Source organism: Paenibacillus sp. LT-B23 (assembly GCF_059417685.1).
Genome location: NZ_JBSQBM010000012.1, coordinates 127,355 through 146,743 on the forward strand (window position 1 = coordinate 127,355; position 19,389 = coordinate 146,743).

Here is a 19,389-nt window from a genome sequence, read left to right on the forward strand (position 1 = left end):
ATGAAACATAACTATACTGCATGATTGATGGAGGCCATATGTTGATAGAGAGTCAGAATAAGGATAAAGATAAAGCTGGGTCAGAGCGCTACTTTAATCGGGATTTAAGCTGGATTGAATTTAACCGCCGTGTGCTTCAGGAAGCGCAGGATACAGATACACCTTTGCTGGAGAGAGCCAAATTTTTGGCGATTGTGTCCAGCAATCTGGATGAATTTATGGCTGTTCGGGTGGCAGAGACGCGGGAGAAGATCAAGGCCGGTTTTATGCAAAAGGACTTCACCGGATATACCCCCTCCGGTTTATACAAACGGCTGATCAAGCGCACGGTCTCGATGGTATCGGAGCAGTATCGAACCTACCGCGAAATTTCTCGCCTGTTGACGAAAAAGGGGATTTTGCTGCTTGAATATGAGGGCTTGAATGCGACACAGCGCAAGTCTCTGGATACCTACTTTCATGAAATTATATTTCCGGTGCTGACGCCGATGGCGGTCGATCAGAGCCGTCCTTTTCCACTGGTTCATAATAAATACGTATATTTGGCAGTTGTATTGAGACGTCAAGGGGATACGGAGGAGGATAAGCCGTTTTTTGCCATCGTGCAGGTGCCTTCCAATATTCCGCGTGTCGTGTCTGTGCCGCTACGTTCTAATAGCAAGAAGAAATCATTCATTTTAATTGAAGAGTTGATCAAGCATCATATTCAAACGCTGTTCACGGGTTATGTGCCGGAATCGGTTCAAGCCTTTCGTGTCACGCGCAATTCCGATTTGTCCATTAATGAAGAAGAAATCGAAGATTTGCTCGAAGAGATTGAAAAAGAACTGCGTCGAAGAAGACGCGGTGCGCCGGTAAGGCTGGAAGTGGAAAAAGGGATTCATCCCTTTGCTTTGATGGAGCTTCAGCGCGAATTCAAACTGTTCGATCATGTGTTTGAGATGGACGGGCCGCTGGATTTGACGTTTTTGTCGTCCTTTGCCGATCAATTGGAAGGGTATTCGCATTTGAAGTTTCCGTCGATCAAGCCGTTGTACCCGGAAGAGCTGCCTCCGCAGGAGGATATTTTCAACGTACTCCGCAAACGGGACGTGCTGGTGTACCATCCGTATGAATCGTTTGATGCGGTGACTGATTTTGTGATTGAAGCGTCCGAGGACCCGGATGTGATGGCGATCAAAATGACTTTGTACCGTGTCAACGGTGAATCCAAGTTGATCCCGGCATTAGCTCGTGCGGCTGAATCGGGCAAGCAGGTAACGGTGGTCGTGGAGCTGAAAGCCCGCTTTGACGAGGAACGTAATATTGCCTGGGCACGCAAGCTTGAAAAAGCAGGCTGTCATGTAGTGTACGGTCTGGTCGGCTTGAAGACGCATGCCAAAATTATTCTCGTGGTACGCCACGAGCGTAACGCGCTCAAGCGCTACGTGCATGTGGGCACAGGCAATTACAATGAAAGCACAGCACGGGTGTATACGGATATCGGTCTGTTCACATCCGACCCGGTGCTTGGCGAGGATGCTTCCGAGCTGTTTAATGAAATTACAGGCTTTTCCGCGCTCAAGACCTTGCAGGCTTTCACGGTGGCTCCAACAGGGATGAAGAACAAGCTGTTCGAGCTGATCCGCAGGGAAGCAGAGCAAGCTTTGGCAGGCAAGCCCGCCCGGATTATCGCCAAAATCAACTCCTTATCCAGTCAGGAGATGATTGATGAACTATATGCAGCTTCTCAGGCGGGTGTAAAGATTGATCTGATCATTAGAGGGGTTTGTTGCTTGCGTCCCGGTGTGGAAGGATTCAGTGAGAATATCAGCGTCATCAGTATTGTGGATCGCTTTCTGGAGCATTCCAGGCTGTTCTATTTTGAAAATGCAGGGGCTGCAGAGTTGTTCCTGTCCAGCGCGGACTGGATGACTCGCAACCTGACACGTCGGATTGAACTAATGTGCCCGATTTATGATGACCGGATCAAGGGGATGCTGTCGGATATTTTGCATTTGTCCTTGAGGGATAATGTGAAGGCGCGGCAGCTTTTGCCTAACGGAAGCTATCAGTTTGTGTCCAGAAACGACGAAGAGGCCCCTATGCGGAGCCAATCCGAAGCGATGAAGGTTAGAAATTGGAAGAAGGAAGAATGGACCATGACAACGTAAGGTTCCATGCTTTTTGAAAATCTTTGGCGACAGCCTCCAGTTCTCGCTGTTCCAGAATTGGTTCACCCGTGCTTTCCAGACGAAGATGCAGTGCATCGTCTCCTGTGGCGGGATTGATGCTGGTGATAATGCCGGATTCGCTCCGATCCATGCCAATCGCAAGCTGGAGCAACGAGCCGAGTCGATGTACACGCGCCTCGTCGGAAGACTCCAGAATGTCGGCATGTGTGCGCAACAGGCGAGGCGTCCGATTCTTGGGATGGTAGTCCGCAATCAGCGCGGCCAGCACCGTTTCCCGATGGGACAGACCGCCGATGCCTGCATGTAGAATCCAGAACACGGAATGCTGTCGGAAATGGTAGTAGTTCAAGGCAGCTCCGGTTTTGTACAGTGTTGCGGCGGTCAGCAGCAAACGTTTGTCCATCGCTGAGGATGACACGTCAGCCCATACGCCAACGAGTTCGTCATAAAGTCGGACAGCGTACTCGTTAACCCGTTTGACGTGTGCTTCGCTAACCGGAACAGCGAATGAAAGTATATTGCGGATCGACGCGATGAGTGGATTGTCGACCACGGGCTGTTCGGAATTGACCAGCTCATGAAACAGTCCGTCACGCAAGCCCGCTCCGCTGACCAAATAGGTGGAGCCTTGAGCGGCCTCGAATATCGTTTTCAAGATAATTAGCCCCGGTACAATAATGTCGGCTCTGTCTTTGGACAGGCCGGCTGTTTTTTTGCGTTTTTCATAGGGAAGATGGGGCAGACTGACATAAAAATAATCGACATCTTCTGTCGTCATTTCGTAATGGTGCGTCACGGGCAACGAGTAATCCTGCCGCTTCTGATTGATTTTAGCCAAGGTACGCAAGGTACCGCCCAGACCGATGAACGGCAGGCCCGGATTGGAAAAGATCCAATCATGGTTTTGCAGCGAAGAACGGACGAAGCTCTCCATCTCCTCAATCTGTTGAGGAGACCATTCGCCGTTCCTGACTTCCCGACCAAAGCGCCAATTCATGTTGACCGCGCCAAAAGGAAACGATACGGTATGAAGCCGCTGCCGCTCACGGAACAGTGTAATTTCGGTGCTGCCGCCCCCAATATCTATAATAATCCCATCGCTCACATTCATTGTATTTACCACGCCCAGAAAGCCCGCATAGCCCTCCTGGTCTCCGCTCAGTATTTCCAGCGTTAAGCCCGTATCCTCAGCGATCCATTGGACAATTTCATCTGAATTTGCCGCATTGCGGATGGCGGCTGTAGCTGCTGCCCGCATACGAATGACCCCGTGCATACGGCATACCGCCAAAAATTGATTCAGCAATGGAGCGATGCTCCGAACGGCTTCCCGTTCCATACGACCATTCGCCCCAACCTTCTCGCTCAGGCGTGCGGCTTCCTTACATTCCTGCACAATCCGGTAGGCGCCTGTCTCTGTCATTTCATAAATTACTAGACGAATGGAGTTTGATCCAATGTCCATGATGCCGATTTTGCTGTTCATGGTATGACCTCCTTGTCGAAAAAAACGATTTGCCCGTAAATTTCGCTACTCCGTGCAAATGGTAGTCAGATTATTGTCATTGTACCAGTGATATCAGGTGCATGCTACCGTTGGCAGGGATCTTGCCGAAATGGACTTGAACCTTGGACTATCATCCAAGAATAGTTAGTTGCTGCTGAGTATGTATAAGTATACCTGACGGCGAAAGGAGAAAGGGTATGATGAGACAACTTGCAAGCAAATGGTTAAAGACGAAGGCGCTGCTGCACCATCCACATACCGCCGTTTATATACCGGAAACCAGTCTTTATAACGAGGAACAGTTGCGCATGATGCTAAGACGGTATGGCTTTGTATTCATAAAGCCCGTGAAGGGCGGCGGTGGAATCGGAGTTATGCGAGTGGCTAAGGAACGCAGGGAATACACCTGCACGCGCATGGAACGCATATACCGGTTCAGTAGCTTTCGAGCGCTTGCTGTCGGAATCGGAAAGCTCCGGCTCCAGCGTCCGTATTTGATTCAGCAGGGTATTAGGTTGGCCACTATTCAGGGCAGACCGGTTGACTATCGGGTAAAAGTGGTGAAGGTGGGCCAGAGATGGGGTTTCCGGTCGGTGGTCGCACGTCATGCTCGCCCTGGACTGGTTATTACGAACCTCTGCAAAGGGGGAACTCTGATGAAGGGAATGAATGCGCTTCGGATAATTTATCCCCGTCGGGTAGCTGCCCGAAAGCGACGTGAAATCGTTAATCTTACCCAGCGGTGTATTCCTGTACTGGAGGGCAGATTTCCGGGGATTGGACAATTGGGATTTGATTATGGGCTTGATCCGAATGGACGGATATGGATTTTGGAGGTAAACACAAGACCCCAATAATTGTTGAATTACTTAAATTAACTTCCATGAAATTCAATTTATTAGATTGTAAATATAATATATATGTGTAAATTATAAAAATATTTTTTTTATTTAGAAGCGTCAAAACCCTGTGTATAAGTATTGTCCACATTATCCCCTGTCACATATATGGGTTAACGACACTTACCAACAATTTATACACAGGATTTCCACAACATGCTGTGGATAACAGAACGCTTGTTCCGTTTTTGGTATTTTGATAGAATAGATTTTGAAATAAAAGGAAAGGTTGTGTCGAGGATGGCTATGCTGACGGATGAAATGCTTTTGGATTCCTATCAGATGGCAATCGAGCTTAAACTTGAATGTGACTTCATTGCACTGTTGCTGGCTGAGATTCACAAAAGAAACTTAGAGATGAATACAGCCGTAGTCCTTCATTAGACCGGACAAGCTCTCGTACTGCGACTGTGAAGTCATTCAGGGTTCGAATGACTTTACGGACAATCACTGCAACGAATAGGCACACCGTAGAAAAGGGTATTTCACTCCAATAATTCAAATTTGGAGTAAAATACCCTTTTTTGTCATAGTCTAGAATAGACTACAGTTTCATGTTACTACTGTGCCCCGGGGACAGCTTGGCGTCCGGATCAACATAAACCTTGGCGTTGTTGACGGCTGTAGGCGCTTCACCGAAGCCGACAGCAATCAGCTTGAGCTTGCCTGGATAAGTCGTAATGTCCCCTGCGGCGAAAATGCCGGGAATATTCGTTTCCTGACGGGAATCGACCACGATGGAGTTACTTTCGATTTCGATTCCCCATTCGGCAATCGGGCCGAGAGTTGATACAAATCCAAAGTTAACGATCACATCGTCCACTTCGATTTCCTGAGTTTCTTTGGTTTTTACATGAGCAAGGGTAACCTTCGTAATCGAGTCTTCCCCGTGCAGCTCTGTAATTTCAGTCGGTGTAACGACGTTTACTTTGGAAGCGAGGAGGTTTTCTACACTGTGTTCATGCGCACGGAACTTGTCGCGGCGGTGAATCAATGTAACCTGTTCTGCAATCGGTTCCAGCATGAGCGCCCAGTCTACCGCAGAGTCGCCGCCGCCGCTGATCAGCACTTTCCGGCCTGCAAATTTGCTCAGGTCGCTGACAAAGTAATGCAGGTTCGTTTTTTCAAAACGATCTGCGCCCGGCAGTTCCAGTCTGCGCGGCTCGAAAGCACCCACGCCAGCGGTAATAATGACCGCTTTTCCGTGATACTCGCCGCCTTTATCTGTTTTGACGATGAAGTGGTGTTCTTCCTTTTTCTCTAATGATACGACCTTCTCTTCTAACTGTACTTCTGGATTAAAGTGGTTCATCTGCTGAACCAGATTGTTGACTAGTTCCTGTGCAGTCACTTTAGGAAAGCCAGCGACATCGTAAATATATTTTTCAGGATAAAGGGCTGCAAGCTGGCCCCCGAGTTGGGGCATACTTTCAATTAAGGTGACGGATGCCTGACGCATTCCCCCGTAGAAAGCAGCGAAAATACCGGCTGGACCGCCTCCGATGATAATCAGATCGCGGAGTTCCGCACCTGTGGATTGAGCTGTCACTCTAAAAACACCTCCGAAAGGGATAGTATGGATAATGGATATTGAATGTAGAATCAGCCGCATAGAGGTTAAGAAAGCCGCCGAACGCATGATTCACTGTTTATCATTATAAACTGCCGGGTTCCGCTTGGAAAGTTTAAGTGATTAATATTTTGATGAAGGTTATCCGGCGTGTATAAATTAGTCATATTGAGAGCAAAGCTGTGAATAATCACTGATTACGTAAACCGGAAGGGGTAGAAGCATGAGCAGTATTCCCAAAATTGTCATTGTGGGCGCCGGGTATGGCGGTATTTTGACGGCTCAGCAATTGCAAAAGGAGCTCAAGCACAACGAGGCGGATGTCATGCTGGTTAACCGCCATGATTACCACTATATAACAACGCATCTCCACATGCCTGCGGCGGGTACGGATACGATCGAGCATTCACGGATTCCGATTTCGCAGCTGATCGATGAGTTCAAGGTGGATCTAATCAAAGGGACGGTTAAGGAAATCATACCGAAGGAGAAAAAAATCGTGTTGGAGGATGGATCGCTATCCTACGATTATCTGGTAATCGGATTGGGCGGGGAACCGGAAACCTTCGGTATTCAGGGGATGGATAAGTTCGCGCTTACGATTCGAAGTATTAACTCGGTCCGCTTGATCCGTGAGCATGTCGAATACCAGCTTGCCCTGTATAAAAATGACGGGAACCCCGGACGGCTAAATTTTGTAGTCGGAGGTGCGGGCTTTAGCGGGATTGAATTCGTAGCGGAGCTGGCGGATCGTCTGCCGCAATTGGCAAGAGCCTATGATATTGATTTTAACCGGATTCAAATTATTAACGTCGAGGCGGCTCCTACGGCATTGCCGGGCTTCGATCCGGAGCTGGTAGAATACGCGATGGATGTTCTCAAGCGCAAGGGCGTCACCTTCCGTATCGGTGTTCCCATTAAGGAATGTCTTGAGGATGGCGTCATTGTCGGTGAGGGTGAGAAAATCGAAGCTTGCACGGTCGTGTGGACTGGAGGTATTCGTGGTAACGGTCTGATCGAGAAAGCCGGATTTGAAGTGATGCGCGGACGTGTGAAGATCGACGATTTTCTGCGTGCACCGGGTCATGAGGACATTTTCATTATCGGGGACAGTTCTTTAATGTTTAATCCCGAAGGACGTCCGTATCCGCCGACCGCCCAAATTGCGATGCAGCAAGGGGTACTCTGTGCGAAGAATTTAGCAGCTACGCTACGGAAAAAGGAGCTGCACAAGTTCGTATTTTCCAATAAAGGAACGGTTGCTTCTCTTGGAAAAGGGGAGGCTGTCGCAGTCGTGGGCAATCGCAAAATAAAGGGCTGGATTGCCGCACAGCTGAAAAAAATTGTGGATATCCGCTATCTGTTCATCATTGGTGGGATTCCGCTGGTGCTGAAAAAGGGACGGTTTTTCTAAGCTTGAGCATGACATCAAAAAATCTTATGCATTGAGAAGGTTTCCATGATTCCTGGCCAGGGAGCTTGGAAACCTTTTTTATTAATGTACCCCTAAAAAGGGTATTGACACATAACTATACGGCGACGTATAGTGTGGATATTAATTACAGAGGGGGGCCTTCACGTTGTATTCTGATTTTAACTTCAAGGGTGATCCCAAAAAGATAAATTTATTGGCAGAAAAATTTCCCCATGTGGACCCCCAATCGTTGAGTACGCTAGCGCTTTTCATGCAGACAGCTCATGAAGTATACAATGGTGTGTGCTCCAGACTGTCCGAATATGGACTATCGATTGGAAGTCTGAAAATTTTAATTCCGCTGTATCTGCATGAACGTGCGTTGACTCCATCTGAACTGGCCGAATATTCAGGAGTTACACGTTCAACCGTAACCAGTGTAATCGACAAGCTGGAACGTGACGGTATCATCCGAAGAAGTACGCTGGTAGATCGCCGTATGACTGCGATTTACTTGACTGAGGAAGGAAGACAGTTAATGACGGAAAGAATTCCGATGTTCATTCAGCTTTTTTCGGATTTATTGAAGGAATTTACGAAGGAAGATCATGTCCACTTCGCTGGGATGCTACAGAAGCTTTCCACAGGTCTGGAGCGAATAAAACGGGAATAATACCTTTCCCAAGACTAATAGTTAGACGTCGTACTATCAGATTGCGTACTTGTTTTTGAACAATCATTTTCCGCTTATTATTGGCTAAATCATCATGAAGGAGAGTTCATAGCAATGAATAAAAAGATCATTGTGTACGTTATACTTGTTGCCGCGTTAGGTACTGGAGGTACGCTGATGGCTATGAGCGGCAAGGATGCTGTAAGTATGGCTGCCACACAAAAAAACACGCTGCTTACGGCAGATACCGTAAATGCTGCCTTTCAGGGCGTTGGGGGAAGAGTGAACACCATTGAGGTGAAGGAGGAACAACAGGTGAAAAAAGGGGATGTGCTCATGACCCTCGATCCTGTGGACCTCGACCTGCAAATTGAGAAATTAAAAACGGATATCGCGCAGGCTGATGTAAAAATAAAGCAGGCTAAAGACGGACTGCAAAATCAGTCGGAGAAAATTTCGACTTCAGAAAAACAGGGGCAACTCGATATTCAGGCTGCGCAAGCGGGAGAATCCCTGTTGAACCAAGGCACACGTGTGGAGGATATCCAGAAGCAAAAGCTGGCTATTGAAGCAGCGCAGCAATCGTTGGACGCATCTCTGACAGGAGTGGAGACATCCAAGAGAAATGCAGAGATCGCGCAAAAGACAGTGACCTCCAGACAACAGGCGCTGGAACTGGCTAAAGTCAATTACAACCGTATCAAAGCTTTGTACGATGCTGGGGCTGGAACCAAGGCGGAGCTGGATAACGCTAAAAACCAACTGGATTCTGCACAAATTGCGCTAGATACAGCCCGGGATCAGGTGGAGATTGCCAATAACCAGATTACTGCGGCCAGCAAACAATCCGACATTGCTAAAAATAGTATCGCCCAGCAGCAAACCGCTCTGGAAAAAATGGAGGCAGGCGCAACCGCAGAGGAACGCGAACAGGCCCGCATCAAAACAGAAAAGGCCAAGGAAGCACTTACCCAGACCTCCCAAACACGTAAAGATGTTAAAAATAGTGAATACAACGTGGATCTTCTGGCTCAACAAAAGCAGGCATTAACCGTTCAGCTCAAAACCTTGGAATTGCAGCGCGGACGTACGGTGCTGAAGGCATCCGCAGACGGTAAAGTGTCCCGCATTGTTCCCAAGATGGGAGAAATCGTTGCTACGGGGGCAATAGGCGTCGTTATTGAAACCAACCAGCTATACTATGATATTTATGTGGATGAGGATTCCATCTCACAGTTTAAAGCAGGGGGGAATGTGGCTTCACATGTCGTAGCTTTAGACAAAAATATCCAGGGCAAGGTGAGATACGTTACCTCTGCTCCGCAGTATACCAACATGAGAATGAGCCGGGATAAGGGTTTGTCGGATATAAGCTCCTTCCAGGTAAGGGTAGATGTTCAGCGAGCACCTGAATTATTACCTGGAATGACGATAGAGGTTGTGACGAAATGAAGGCGTTTATAGAAGAATGGAAGCTATTGATCAGCGGCAAGCTGGTATTCGTTATGCTGCTCGTCCCGATTGTCGTATCGGCATCTTTAGGGTTTGTTTTTAAAAACAATCAGCTTAATGATGCCTCTGTCGCTGTAGTCGATTTAGATCATAGCAATTATAGCCGACAGCTTATTAATAAATTAAATGCATCCCAGTATATTGATGTACGTTATGTGCAAGAGAATGAAACCGATCCGAATTTACTCTTATATAATGAAAAGTTTTTTGCAGTGATTTATCTTCCGGCAGGTCTGGAGGAGAATAGAGTTAAGGGAGTCCAGAGCAACATCGGCTTTTATGTAGATAACACGGTCGGGCTGGCTACAGGGAATCTGCGGTCGGCGGTGACGGAGATCATTGCCACGGAAAATGCGATGCTGGCTGGTGGTGGACTAAAGGGGATGGGAATGAGTGACAGCCAGGTTACAGGGCTTACCTCCAATATGCTGCTCCAGCAGCGGCTATTGTATAATCCCACCAACGTTACGCTGATGACCTCGGTTATGGGGTTCATGAATACAATCATGATTTCGCTGATTGGTGCTGCTGCGATGACGATTGTTCCTCGCTTACGGGAGGAAGGACGATTAAAAGATGAGCTGCAGCATTCATACGGTCTGATTTTGAGGGTGATACCGTATGCGGTAGTAGGATGTGTATCCTTTTTTCTATCCATTGGTTTGCTCAAGCAGATTGGCGGACTCCGTTTTGAAGCCAATGTATGGCAGATGAGTATTCCGTTTCTAATGTATACGATTACTTTGGGTTTGTTTGCAATGGTTCTGGGATGGAGTGCGGCTAATCCGGGAAAAGCTTCCCCGCGTCTCATGCTGCTTATATTGCCTTCGTTTATGCTGAGTGGTGCTCAATTGCCGGTAGCTATGCTACCCCCATCGTTGCAGTATGTAAGTAACATTCTTCCATTAACCTGGCATTTCAAGTTTTTGAGAGGGATGGGATTCAAGGGCGGAAGCTTGAAGTATTTCATTCCTGAGGTTGGAGGATTTTTGATCCTGTTAAGTGCTTTGTTGCTTCTGATCTTTATTCTGATTGCTCTGGAGAAAAGAAAGCTGGCAAAAAGCGAGGGTGCAGCTGTAATGGTTGAACCTGTGTTACACTAATATCAAAGAATATGATTTTTCAGGCGCCTGTGAGGGGGCCTTTTCTCATCTTGTGCGGCTTTGCAGCATATAAAAAGGATTCCGCATTCCCTAAAGCGGGAGTCACGAAATCCTTGGTAGTCTTATTTTAAAAGGGTTCTGGTGATTTGCGTTTTACAGCTTTAACATGTCTTCAAATGTTTCTTCGTTCAACACGCTGCCGACATAGAAGGAGCCGAATTCACCGTAACGGGCACTAACTTCGTCAAAACGCATTTCGTAGATGAGCTTCTTGAATTGAAGGGCATCATCGGAGAACAGTGTTACGCCCCATTCCCAATCGTCAAAGCCGACGGAGCCGGAAATGATTTGCTTCACTTTGCCGGCGTAGCTGCGTCCGATCAAACCGTGACTGCGCATCAGAGTGCGGCGCTCATCCATCGAAAGCATGTACCAGTTGTCGTCCAGATCGCGTTTTTTGTTCATTGGATAGAAGCAAATATAACGAGCCTTGTTCAAAACAGGCTTCAGACGTGCAACAATTTGCGGATTTTGCATCGGATCTTCTTCTTTGCTCAAATAGTTGCTCAGCTCGACCACACTCACGTAAGAGTAGGTTTTAGTCGTATATTTGGCAAAGGTGGTTTTGTTAAACTCATTTTCGAGTTTGTTGAGGTCTTCCAGCGTTTCGCGTAGATGTAACATCACAAAATCAGCCTTTTGTCCGATTACAGTATATACGGCAGAGCTGCCCAGACCCGCTTCCTCGGTAACGCTCCATTCCTTCATAAACTCTTGAAGCTCGTCCAGCGCCCCGGCGCGTTCTTCATCGTCTGCTGTTTTCCATGCCGTCCAATTGATGGATCGGAAATCGTGAAGTGCAAACCAGCCTTCCAGCGTGGATGCTACTTCATTTGGCGTTGATGGGGGTTGTTGAGGTTGATGTTGGTTCACAATGGTCACTCCTTTTTCAAATCTGTAAATAATCATCGGCATGGCCGAAACATGTGCGTTGTAAGTATGTCCTGCGAATGAAAAATGTGTAATGCTTAACTATTATATTGTAGCCCAAATAAAGGATTTTCACCAATGAAAGAAATGTGAAGAATTTTATTTTTTCCGTGATGCAGGTCACAAGTCGTAAAATAGTTAGTATTCTCGAAAAAAGGGGAACACGGACGAATGAGGCTGCCAAAAAGGAGGACAATTGGACTTATTTTGCTGGTCTCAGTTGGGGTCAAGTATGATAGAATAGAAAAACATCTTGGAGACCGTTATGTCAGGAAAGGAAGAATGTTGGAATGCGGATGAAAAACCTGCTGCACTATACTGAGAACCACCGCTACTGCGTTTATCGGGAATTCGGCTTAAGCGCACTGGATGAATTGATGCTGGGAAGCGTCTATCAGCCGATGGTAGGCGCATTTGCGGTTAGCCTGTATCGGCTATTGTTCCAGCATGTGCCAGCCGGACAGATCGGTTATTCGCCGCTGGAGCAGCAGCGTCGTCTTTTTCTGACACTAGGGCTGGAGCCAAGTGAGAAGGGACGCAAGTATCTAATTGAACAGACCTCCAAGCTGGAGGCTGTCGGTCTGTTGCAGACGTCCAGGCTGTATGCACCGGAAACGGACGACTATATGTATGAATATGAGATGCAGCCACCGCTTGCGCCTGCCGATTTTTTTAGGACGCAGCATCTTACTCTTTTGTTGAGAGACAAAATTGGCAAGTTTGCGGTGCTTTCTCTGCGAGAATCGCTGTGGAGCAGCGAATCTGCGGAATGGTCGCAATCTTCCTATAATAAAGAGAATATATCTATTCCGTTTTACGAGTTATTTGAGCTGAACACCCATGTTATTGATTACGAGTTGGAGCAGGCGCTGTCCGAGGTGTCTTCGGGCCGTCACAATGGGGCTTTGGCCGCAGAGTCGGAGGAAGGGCTGAATTATGCGGACATCATTCTCCGTTTTCCGCGCGAATCCGTCAACCGCAAGCATGTGGAGCGTCTGCGTTTTGAGCACGAGCAGCTAGGCATGGTCAATTACGTTGTTCGCAAATTCGACTTATCTGTACAGGACATCAGCCGCCTGCTGGATGAGGACGGCATTTTTACCGAAGCAGGCGATTTGTTGCTGGACGAGCTTCAGCTTCGGGCAAGCCAGCATTCCAGACAGGATCGGAAGCGACAGGAGGAACAGCAGGTGCAGGCCGCCAAAGTGGTTGCCCTGCGTCAGAGAGAAGCTGCCACTCCGGAAGAGCCTCCTGCGGAGCAGGCCGTGGAGATGGAGTTCTATGTGGAGGTTCCCCCACAGTTCACAGCCAAATGCGACATTCACCAATATAATATGATGCTGCGCAACGAGCCTTATCGTCGTTTGTTGCAAACCTTTTTCCCCGGCACGGTTCCCGGTAACCTGCTGGATATATTCGAAAAGATTGATATCAGCTACAAGCTGCCCGGTGAAGTCATCAATGTACTTATCCATTATTTAATGTCCCTGCTGGTATCAGGAAGCGATCAGCGGATTAACCGCAACTTTGTCGAGGCTGTCGCTTCCAATATGCTGTTAAAGCAGGTAAGTACCTACGAAAAGGCTGTTCAATATATACGTGATCAAGCCAAGGTAAAAGGCAAGCAGTCCGCCGCTTCTCCTTCCGGAGGCCGTTCCCGTTCGTATGCCAAAAACAGCGGCCCATCCAAGCCATCCATTCCCATCGTACAGGATCACCCCTCCGAGGAATCCGTATCCGAGGAAGAACTGGATGAATTGCTGCGCCTGGCCGAACGGATGCAATCCGGCAAGCAAAAAAAGGTGTAGTGGATAGCTCTACGCTCAAATTGTTTTAAATGAAACCAACACTTTGGTTTTAAGCCAAAACTAATTAGGTACTATAAAAGAATATTAAGCGAAGCCAATTCAAATATGTGTCGACTTAATGGCGGTCGGCAGCGGAGCGGGCAGAATTGTTCTGAAGAAGCGAAGCGTTTGCCTTTATCCCCGGATTTTAACCTTTAAATCCTTATTTCAATAGGAAAAATCCGGGGATAACAGCAATCGGAAGAACAATCTGCACGCGAAGCGTCTCTCCCCCATAACTCTGCACATTTTAGAAAGGAGGAGCGTTCTTGGAATCACTGGGCGATTTGCTACAGCAGATGCAGAACCCTTCGTTTCGCCAGCGCACGCGCAATGTGGCCGATCAGGTTCTCAATGATCCGCTGGTGCAGGAATTTTGTGCTGCGCATCCCGATATTGACGAAACACAACTGCGATTAAACATGAGTATGCTTTTTCAGTATGCCCGGGATCGTCGAAATTGCGACAATTGTCCGGGACTCGAACAGTGTCCTAACGATTTTCAGGGACATTTTTGCAAGCTGGGCGTAGAATACCCAAATGGTACAGCCGAAATGGTGGACATCCGTACCCCTTGTGCCAAACTGGTAGCTTCACAGCACGAACAGCGGGTGCGTCAGCGGATTAAAAGCTTTTATGTGGATGAGCGTGCGCTCTTGGAAGGCTATAATGCCCTTGAGATTGCACGTAAGGATGCACAACGTATGCCCGCAGTCACACAGCTATTCCGTTACATCGAAGAAACGAAAAGCCAGGGCCTATCCAAAAAAGGACTCTACCTGGAAGGTACGTTTGGTACGGGTAAGACCTTTTTAATGGGATATCTGCTGCACGAGCTGGCCTTGTCTGGACTGAACGGTGTGATTGTGTATATGCCTGATTTTGTGGAGGACTTAAAGTCCATGATTCAGGAAGGGCAGAAGCTGAAGGAAACGACTGAAATGCTTAAAAATTGTGATCTGCTCGTATTTGACGACATTGGAGCCGAAAATTTGAGTCCATGGGTACGGGATCATGTGATGGGCTCGATTTTAAATTATCGAATGAACCGCAAGCCTACCTTTTATACTTCGAATTACTCGTTGCAAGGACTGGAGAAGCATCTGAGCTTTACGAGCAAGGACGGTGAGGAATTGTACAAGGGACAGCGTTTGATGGACCGGATTCGCCCTTTTGTAGATGTTATTACCGTTAAAGGGAAAAATCAGCGAGGATCATTGTAAATCAATTTGCTATTTTGATATCTTACAATTAAAAAACTATTGTGATATAATTAAAAGGTGTCAAAAAAGAAATTACAGGTTATAATAATCTTGACTTTTCTATAAAGGAGGAACATACAATGGCAATTGTTAACGTGTCCGACCAATCCTTCAACGCAGAAGTCGAAGGTACAGGAACCGTTTTAGTTGATTTTTGGGCGCCATGGTGCGGGCCTTGCAAAATGATCGCTCCTATTCTGGAGGATCTCTCCACAGAAGTTGGCGACAGCGTCAAAATCGCGAAAGTGAACGTGGATGAAAATCCAGAGTCTGCTTCCCGTTTCGGCGTTATGAGCATTCCTACCCTGATCGTCTTCAAAGACGGACAGCCCGTTGATAAAGTGGTGGGTCTGAACTCCAAAGAAGCGCTGAAAAGCATGCTTACCAAACACCAGTAATCATCGCATGTGACCCATGCTCCTGCGGGGGGCTTGGGGAGCGGCCATGAACGGTCAATGCCTCCGGTTGTAAATACCGGGGGCGTTTTTGTGTATTATTCCTGCATATTATATAGTAGTCGAAGTCATTTAAGAATGGAAGGAGGAACCTGGCGAATGGAATCTTATGCGGAGGACTTGCGGAATCAGGAGAAGGCGCTGGAGAACATACGGCACAAATTAGCGTTGCTGCCGGATGCATCGGGCTGTTACTTGATGAAGAACAGCGAGGGCACCATCATTTATGTCGGCAAGGCCAAAGTGCTGAAAAACCGGGTCCGTTCCTATTTTACAGGTAGCCATAACGGCAAGACGCAAAGACTGGTTTCCGATATCCGTGATTTTGAATATATCGTTACGGGCAGTAATATGGAGGCGCTCATTCTGGAGTGCAACCTGATTAAAAAGCATCAGCCGCGCTATAACGTGCTGTTGAAGGATGACAAAACTTTTCCGTATTTGAAAATTACGAACGAGGAGCACCCCAAGTTAGAGGTGACCCGGCGCGTTCTGAAAGATAAAGCAAAATATTTTGGCCCTTATCCTAATTCCTACGCGGCACATCAGACGAAGAAGCTGCTGGACCGCATGTATCCGTTACGCAAGTGCGGTGTGATGCCGAAGGAAGTGTGCCTTTATTATCATATGCATCAATGCTTGGGGCCTTGTGTGAAAGAGGTTGCGAAGGAAACGTATGAACAGATTGGTCAGGAGATCGGTTCTTTTTTGAGTGGCGGGCATGAGGAAATCAAAAAGGATCTTCAACGCAAAATGCAGGAGGCCGCAGAGGAACTGTACTTTGAGCGTGCCAAGGAGCTACGCGACCAGATTATCAGCATTGACGCGATGATGGAAAAGCAGAAGATCACGACAGCCGATGCGAAGGACCGCGATGTATTCGGATTTTCGGTAGACAAGGGCTGGATGTGTGTACAGATCCTATATGTTCGTAAAGGTAAAATGATCGAGCGGCATATGTCTACGTTTCCTTTTTACGGCGAGGCCTACAGCGACTTTATGTCCTATGTGACGCAATATTATAGTGATAACCCGGCGGTGCCGCAGGAAATATTGCTGCCGGATACACCGAAGCTGATGAAGCAGGCGGAACAGGGTGATGTCGGTCAATCGGCTGTGACGGAAGCTGTTTCTCACACTTCAACAACCGAGGAAGCTGCACAGACTAGTAACAATGCTGTACAAGAAGCAGGGACATTATCGGATGTGCCAAATGAAGAGCAGCCGTTCGAGCGTTCCGCGGATGCACTGCTGGTGGCCGAAGAGCGTGCTTCTTATGGAGAAGCAACGGATCAGGACCAGACAGAAGCCCAACTGTCCGGCGGGCTGGAGGAACCAGCTACGGCGGCACTCGCACTGGCTGAATGGCTGGATGTAAAGGTACTGGTGCCTCAGCGTGGACTGAAAAAGCAAATGACGGGTATGGCTACGGAAAATGCACGGGTCGCTTTGGATGAGAAGTTTAAGCTGATTGAACGGGACGAGGAACGGACATCCAAGGCTGCAAGCAATCTGGGGCGTGCGATTGGGCTGGATAGCCTGCATCGGGTGGAGGCGTTTGATAACTCCAACATACAGGGCTCCGATCCAGTCTCGGCAATGATTGTGTTCATTGATGGCAAGCCTGCCAAGAAGGAATACCGTAAATATAAAATTCGTTCGGTGCAAGGGCCGGATGATTATGAAACGATGCGTGAGGTCATTCGGCGTCGATATGAACGTGTGCTCAAGGAAAATCTGGAGCGTCCGAACTTGATCGTCGTCGATGGTGGACGCGGACAGATTAAAGCTGCTGTGGATGTGTTGGAGAATGAACTGGGTTTGTTCATTCCTGTGTGTGGTCTGGTGAAGGATGCCAAGCACAGAACCTCTCAACTACTGGTGGGGGATTCTCCCGAGGGCGTGACACTGGCCCGCAACAGTGAAGAATTTTACCTGCTGCAACGGATTCAGGATGAGGTTCACCGATTCGCCATTACATTCCATCGTGAGCAACGGGGCAAATCCATGGTAACCTCTCGTTTGGACTCGATTCCGGGAATTGGCGAGAAGCGGCGTAAGCTGCTGCTTAAGCATTTTGGTTCGCTTAAAAAAATAAGAGAGGCCAGCGTCGAAGACTTCCGGCCTCTCTCTATTGGTGATAAGCTTGCGCGTCAGATTATAGCTGCCCTTCGGGAGGAGGAGTCGTAGAATACGGCTCTTCTTTTTTTATGGGCTCAAACATGACTCGATTTGGCTTCTTTGGACTAAACCAGTAAATGATGTAGCCCACAATAGCCGGCAATACGATCCAGAACAAACCTGCGGTCAGGTTTACCATGTCTCCCAGACTCATCACGCTAAGACCCATCAGAATGCTGTCAAAAATAACGTGGCTGAACATGGCGGCAATAAAGCCGTAACGCAGAAACACAAAACTGAACAGCAATCCAAGGAAGGTCAGCTCGATAGGTCTGGAAATGACCGGATAGATTGGATACAGTGTGTGTCCCAATGCCCAAATCAGCGTGGTAATCAGACAGGCAACAAAAGTATTTCTCACCATCTTTTTCACCATCGGGATACCAAACAGACGGTATACGGCTTCCTCTCCAATGCCTGCCATCCATGCCATAATCGGCAGTAACCATGGATAGGCCATATTGTAAGGAGATTGTGTGGCATCTGTTGTGGAGAACGTATTAAACGTACGCTCCAGCACAAAGAACAAAATGGATTGTACACCGAGTAAAATAAAGGCCCACAAGTAGCCCACATACATACTGCGAAGCACATACAGCCCGTAGCCCGGCTCTTTGGCGCGTGGCCAGGCATTCAGTCCAACCCTGCTCATCAGCCCGTCACCGCCGACCAAGGAGAAGTAGATCGCTACAGCCATTACGAAGGAAACCACAACTTGCAAAATCATAAGAAATATAAGTGCTCCCCGACCGCCTGCTTCTGCTTGCAGTATAGGCAGTATGTTAAATGTCCCTGCCATACTGGCAGCAAAATATACAATGGACAGCACAATGCCACGTACAAAGGAAGTGTGGCGTCGTGTGAGTGAGGCGTATACGATGGCAAGTATGCCTAATACCAAGCTAAATAAGGCATAGCCTGCGTAGGTCATCCAGTTAGCCCAGTACGTTTGCTTTTTGACATAATCCGTATAGGACGATGGGGCGGAAAAGCTCTGTGTAAACGAGCGAACATTTCCGTCTTCAAACGTAAACGCCAGCGTAAGCACAGAGGAGCCAATTTTTTTGTCGTTTACGGTGTACTTCAATCCGCCCTCGCCTTCGGATGTCGCAAGCTTCAAGTCCGATGGTTTAAAGCCAAAGCGTTTTACCCAGGTTGCCGCTGCCTGCTCCTTTGCTTCCAGCGTCATGTCTCCCTCGGCTGCACGTACAAGCCTGCTACGTGCTTGCTCATCCGTAGAAATATCAGCTTGTGTGTAACTGGTGCTGGAGGTAATTCGTTTAAAGCTGACGACTTTGCCTGTGGACAAATCCACATGAACTTGCACTTTGCTTTTGGAAGAAGGTTCCGGTAAATCGACCCGGAAGGTTTCGTAAGGATAACTTTTTTTCCATGTACGGTCATACTGTTGAAGCAGCTTTTCTCTGGATAAATAACCGTACAGGTCCGTTTCGGCCTGATAGGTCACGACAGGCTTTTCCGGCTGCGATTCGGTATAGCCCAGCTCGGAGCGGGCGAAGTCCAGCGCGTGTATGACTGCTTCCTGCTTGCTGATGACCTTGGCATTCGTCAGTGCTTCCGGATTCGGATTACTAAACGAGGGAATAAGCAATTGAAAGACAAAAAAGCAAATCAGGCCAATCCCGCCCAGCAAGCCTAATCTTTTGAAGTTGGCCGTGAGCACGACCGGTTTCCCGATAGGATTCATGAGTTTCCTCCTTAATCTGTAAATAAGAACATCCATTAAAGATATCATACTGCACAGGTTCCCGCCAACAGACCTAGGATATTCATGAAAATGG

Annotated in this window: 15 protein-coding genes; 11 read left to right on the top strand and 4 right to left on the bottom strand. The window is 47.8% G+C overall.

All coding sequences use genetic code 11. The annotated features are described in order from the left end of the window. Nucleotides 1–38 precede the first annotated feature (38 nt). Nucleotides 39–2,153, top strand: a complete 2,115-nt coding sequence (gene ppk1 / locus ACWXW9_RS16530; RefSeq protein ID WP_494930272.1) for a polyphosphate kinase 1 — start codon at nucleotides 39–41, stop codon at nucleotides 2,151–2,153. Here ppk1 and ACWXW9_RS16535 read toward each other — a convergent pair. Then, the gene (locus ACWXW9_RS16535; protein WP_494930273.1) at nucleotides 2,113–3,660 is read right to left on the bottom strand and encodes a Ppx/GppA phosphatase family protein; all 1,548 of its coding nucleotides are present in this window, start codon (nucleotides 3,658–3,660) and stop codon (nucleotides 2,113–2,115) included. The two genes, ppk1 and ACWXW9_RS16535, sit on opposite strands and share 41 nt — an antisense overlap. A gap of 221 nt (nucleotides 3,661–3,881) precedes the next feature. On the opposite strand from ACWXW9_RS16535, the gene ACWXW9_RS16540 reads away from it, so the two are divergent. Together ACWXW9_RS16540 and ACWXW9_RS16545 are read left to right on the top strand one after the other, a co-directional pair. Continuing rightward, the gene (locus ACWXW9_RS16540; RefSeq protein WP_494930339.1) at nucleotides 3,882–4,538 is read left to right on the top strand and encodes a YheC/YheD family protein; all 657 of its coding nucleotides are present in this window, start codon (nucleotides 3,882–3,884) and stop codon (nucleotides 4,536–4,538) included. Nucleotides 4,539–4,820: 282 nt separating this feature from the next. Further along, nucleotides 4,821–4,964 (top strand): sporulation histidine kinase inhibitor Sda, encoded by a 144-nt coding sequence (locus ACWXW9_RS16545; RefSeq protein WP_007431918.1) that lies wholly within the window; start codon nucleotides 4,821–4,823, stop codon nucleotides 4,962–4,964. 160 nt (nucleotides 4,965–5,124) lie between these two features. On the opposite strand, the gene ACWXW9_RS16550 is transcribed toward ACWXW9_RS16545, so the two are convergent. After that, complete coding sequence (locus ACWXW9_RS16550) at nucleotides 5,125–6,129, bottom strand: NAD(P)/FAD-dependent oxidoreductase (RefSeq protein ID WP_494930274.1); 1,005 nt, start codon at nucleotides 6,127–6,129, stop codon at nucleotides 5,125–5,127. Between the two features lie 244 nt (nucleotides 6,130–6,373). On the opposite strand from ACWXW9_RS16550, the gene ACWXW9_RS16555 reads away from it, so the two are divergent. The 4 genes from ACWXW9_RS16555 to ACWXW9_RS16570 all read left to right on the top strand — a co-directional run bounded on the left by ACWXW9_RS16555 (nucleotide 6,374) and on the right by ACWXW9_RS16570 (nucleotide 10,852). Beyond that, complete coding sequence (locus ACWXW9_RS16555) at nucleotides 6,374–7,564, top strand: NAD(P)/FAD-dependent oxidoreductase (RefSeq protein ID WP_494930275.1); 1,191 nt, start codon at nucleotides 6,374–6,376, stop codon at nucleotides 7,562–7,564. 166 nt (nucleotides 7,565–7,730) lie between these two features. Beyond that, nucleotides 7,731–8,237: a MarR family winged helix-turn-helix transcriptional regulator gene (locus tag ACWXW9_RS16560; RefSeq protein WP_494930276.1), complete on the top strand. Its 507-nt coding sequence runs from the start codon at nucleotides 7,731–7,733 to the stop codon at nucleotides 8,235–8,237. A 114-nt stretch (nucleotides 8,238–8,351) separates the two neighbouring features. Beyond that, entirely contained in the window at nucleotides 8,352–9,689 is a 1,338-nt protein-coding gene (locus tag ACWXW9_RS16565) for an HlyD family secretion protein (protein ID WP_494930277.1), read from the top strand. Beyond that, the gene (locus ACWXW9_RS16570) at nucleotides 9,686–10,852 is read left to right on the top strand and encodes an ABC transporter permease (protein WP_494930278.1); all 1,167 of its coding nucleotides are present in this window, start codon (nucleotides 9,686–9,688) and stop codon (nucleotides 10,850–10,852) included. Before ACWXW9_RS16565 ends, ACWXW9_RS16570 begins: the two co-directional genes overlap by 4 nt. A 153-nt stretch (nucleotides 10,853–11,005) precedes the next feature. Here ACWXW9_RS16570 and hemQ read toward each other — a convergent pair whose 3' ends face one another. Continuing rightward, nucleotides 11,006–11,785, bottom strand: a complete 780-nt coding sequence (gene hemQ, locus ACWXW9_RS16575) for a hydrogen peroxide-dependent heme synthase (protein ID WP_494930279.1) — start codon at nucleotides 11,783–11,785, stop codon at nucleotides 11,006–11,008. Between the two features lie 347 nt (nucleotides 11,786–12,132). Here hemQ and ACWXW9_RS16580 point away from each other — a divergent pair, with 347 nt between their 5' ends. From ACWXW9_RS16580 to uvrC, 4 genes are all read left to right on the top strand, one after another. After that, nucleotides 12,133–13,650, top strand: coding sequence for a replication initiation and membrane attachment family protein (locus ACWXW9_RS16580; protein ID WP_494930280.1), 1,518 nt, complete (start codon nucleotides 12,133–12,135; stop codon nucleotides 13,648–13,650). Nucleotides 13,651–13,958: 308 nt separating this feature from the next. Further along, the gene (dnaI, locus tag ACWXW9_RS16585; protein WP_494930281.1) at nucleotides 13,959–14,912 is read left to right on the top strand and encodes a primosomal protein DnaI; all 954 of its coding nucleotides are present in this window, start codon (nucleotides 13,959–13,961) and stop codon (nucleotides 14,910–14,912) included. A gap of 119 nt (nucleotides 14,913–15,031) precedes the next feature. Further along, nucleotides 15,032–15,349: a thioredoxin gene (gene trxA, locus ACWXW9_RS16590; protein ID WP_010347861.1), complete on the top strand. Its 318-nt coding sequence runs from the start codon at nucleotides 15,032–15,034 to the stop codon at nucleotides 15,347–15,349. A gap of 156 nt (nucleotides 15,350–15,505) precedes the next feature. Further along, a complete protein-coding gene (gene uvrC, locus ACWXW9_RS16595; protein WP_494930282.1) occupies nucleotides 15,506–17,596 on the top strand; it encodes an excinuclease ABC subunit UvrC in 2,091 nt (696 codons plus the stop codon). Here uvrC and ACWXW9_RS16600 read toward each other — a convergent pair. Next, a complete protein-coding gene (locus ACWXW9_RS16600; protein ID WP_494930283.1) occupies nucleotides 17,565–19,295 on the bottom strand; it encodes a CPBP family intramembrane glutamic endopeptidase in 1,731 nt (576 codons plus the stop codon). The genes uvrC and ACWXW9_RS16600 overlap by 32 nt on opposite strands. Between the last annotated feature and the right edge of the window lie 94 nt (nucleotides 19,296–19,389).

Coding starts and splice junctions, on each gene's coding strand:
- ACWXW9_RS16555 (WP_494930275.1), top strand. CDS start 6,374: ATGAGCAGTATTCCCAAAATTGTCATTGTGGGCGCCGGGTATGGCGGT.
- uvrC (WP_494930282.1), top strand. CDS start 15,506: ATGGAATCTTATGCGGAGGACTTGCGGAATCAGGAGAAGGCGCTGGAG.
- ACWXW9_RS16580 (WP_494930280.1), top strand. CDS start 12,133: ATGCGGATGAAAAACCTGCTGCACTATACTGAGAACCACCGCTACTGC.
- trxA (WP_010347861.1), top strand. CDS start 15,032: ATGGCAATTGTTAACGTGTCCGACCAATCCTTCAACGCAGAAGTCGAA.
- ACWXW9_RS16600 (WP_494930283.1), bottom strand. CDS start 19,295: ATGAATCCTATCGGGAAACCGGTCGTGCTCACGGCCAACTTCAAAAGA.
- ACWXW9_RS16540 (WP_494930339.1), top strand. CDS start 3,882: ATGAGACAACTTGCAAGCAAATGGTTAAAGACGAAGGCGCTGCTGCAC.
- ACWXW9_RS16570 (WP_494930278.1), top strand. CDS start 9,686: ATGAAGGCGTTTATAGAAGAATGGAAGCTATTGATCAGCGGCAAGCTG.
- ACWXW9_RS16535 (WP_494930273.1), bottom strand. CDS start 3,660: ATGAACAGCAAAATCGGCATCATGGACATTGGATCAAACTCCATTCGT.
- ppk1 (WP_494930272.1), top strand. CDS start 39: ATGTTGATAGAGAGTCAGAATAAGGATAAAGATAAAGCTGGGTCAGAG.
- ACWXW9_RS16545 (WP_007431918.1), top strand. CDS start 4,821: ATGGCTATGCTGACGGATGAAATGCTTTTGGATTCCTATCAGATGGCA.
- ACWXW9_RS16565 (WP_494930277.1), top strand. CDS start 8,352: ATGAATAAAAAGATCATTGTGTACGTTATACTTGTTGCCGCGTTAGGT.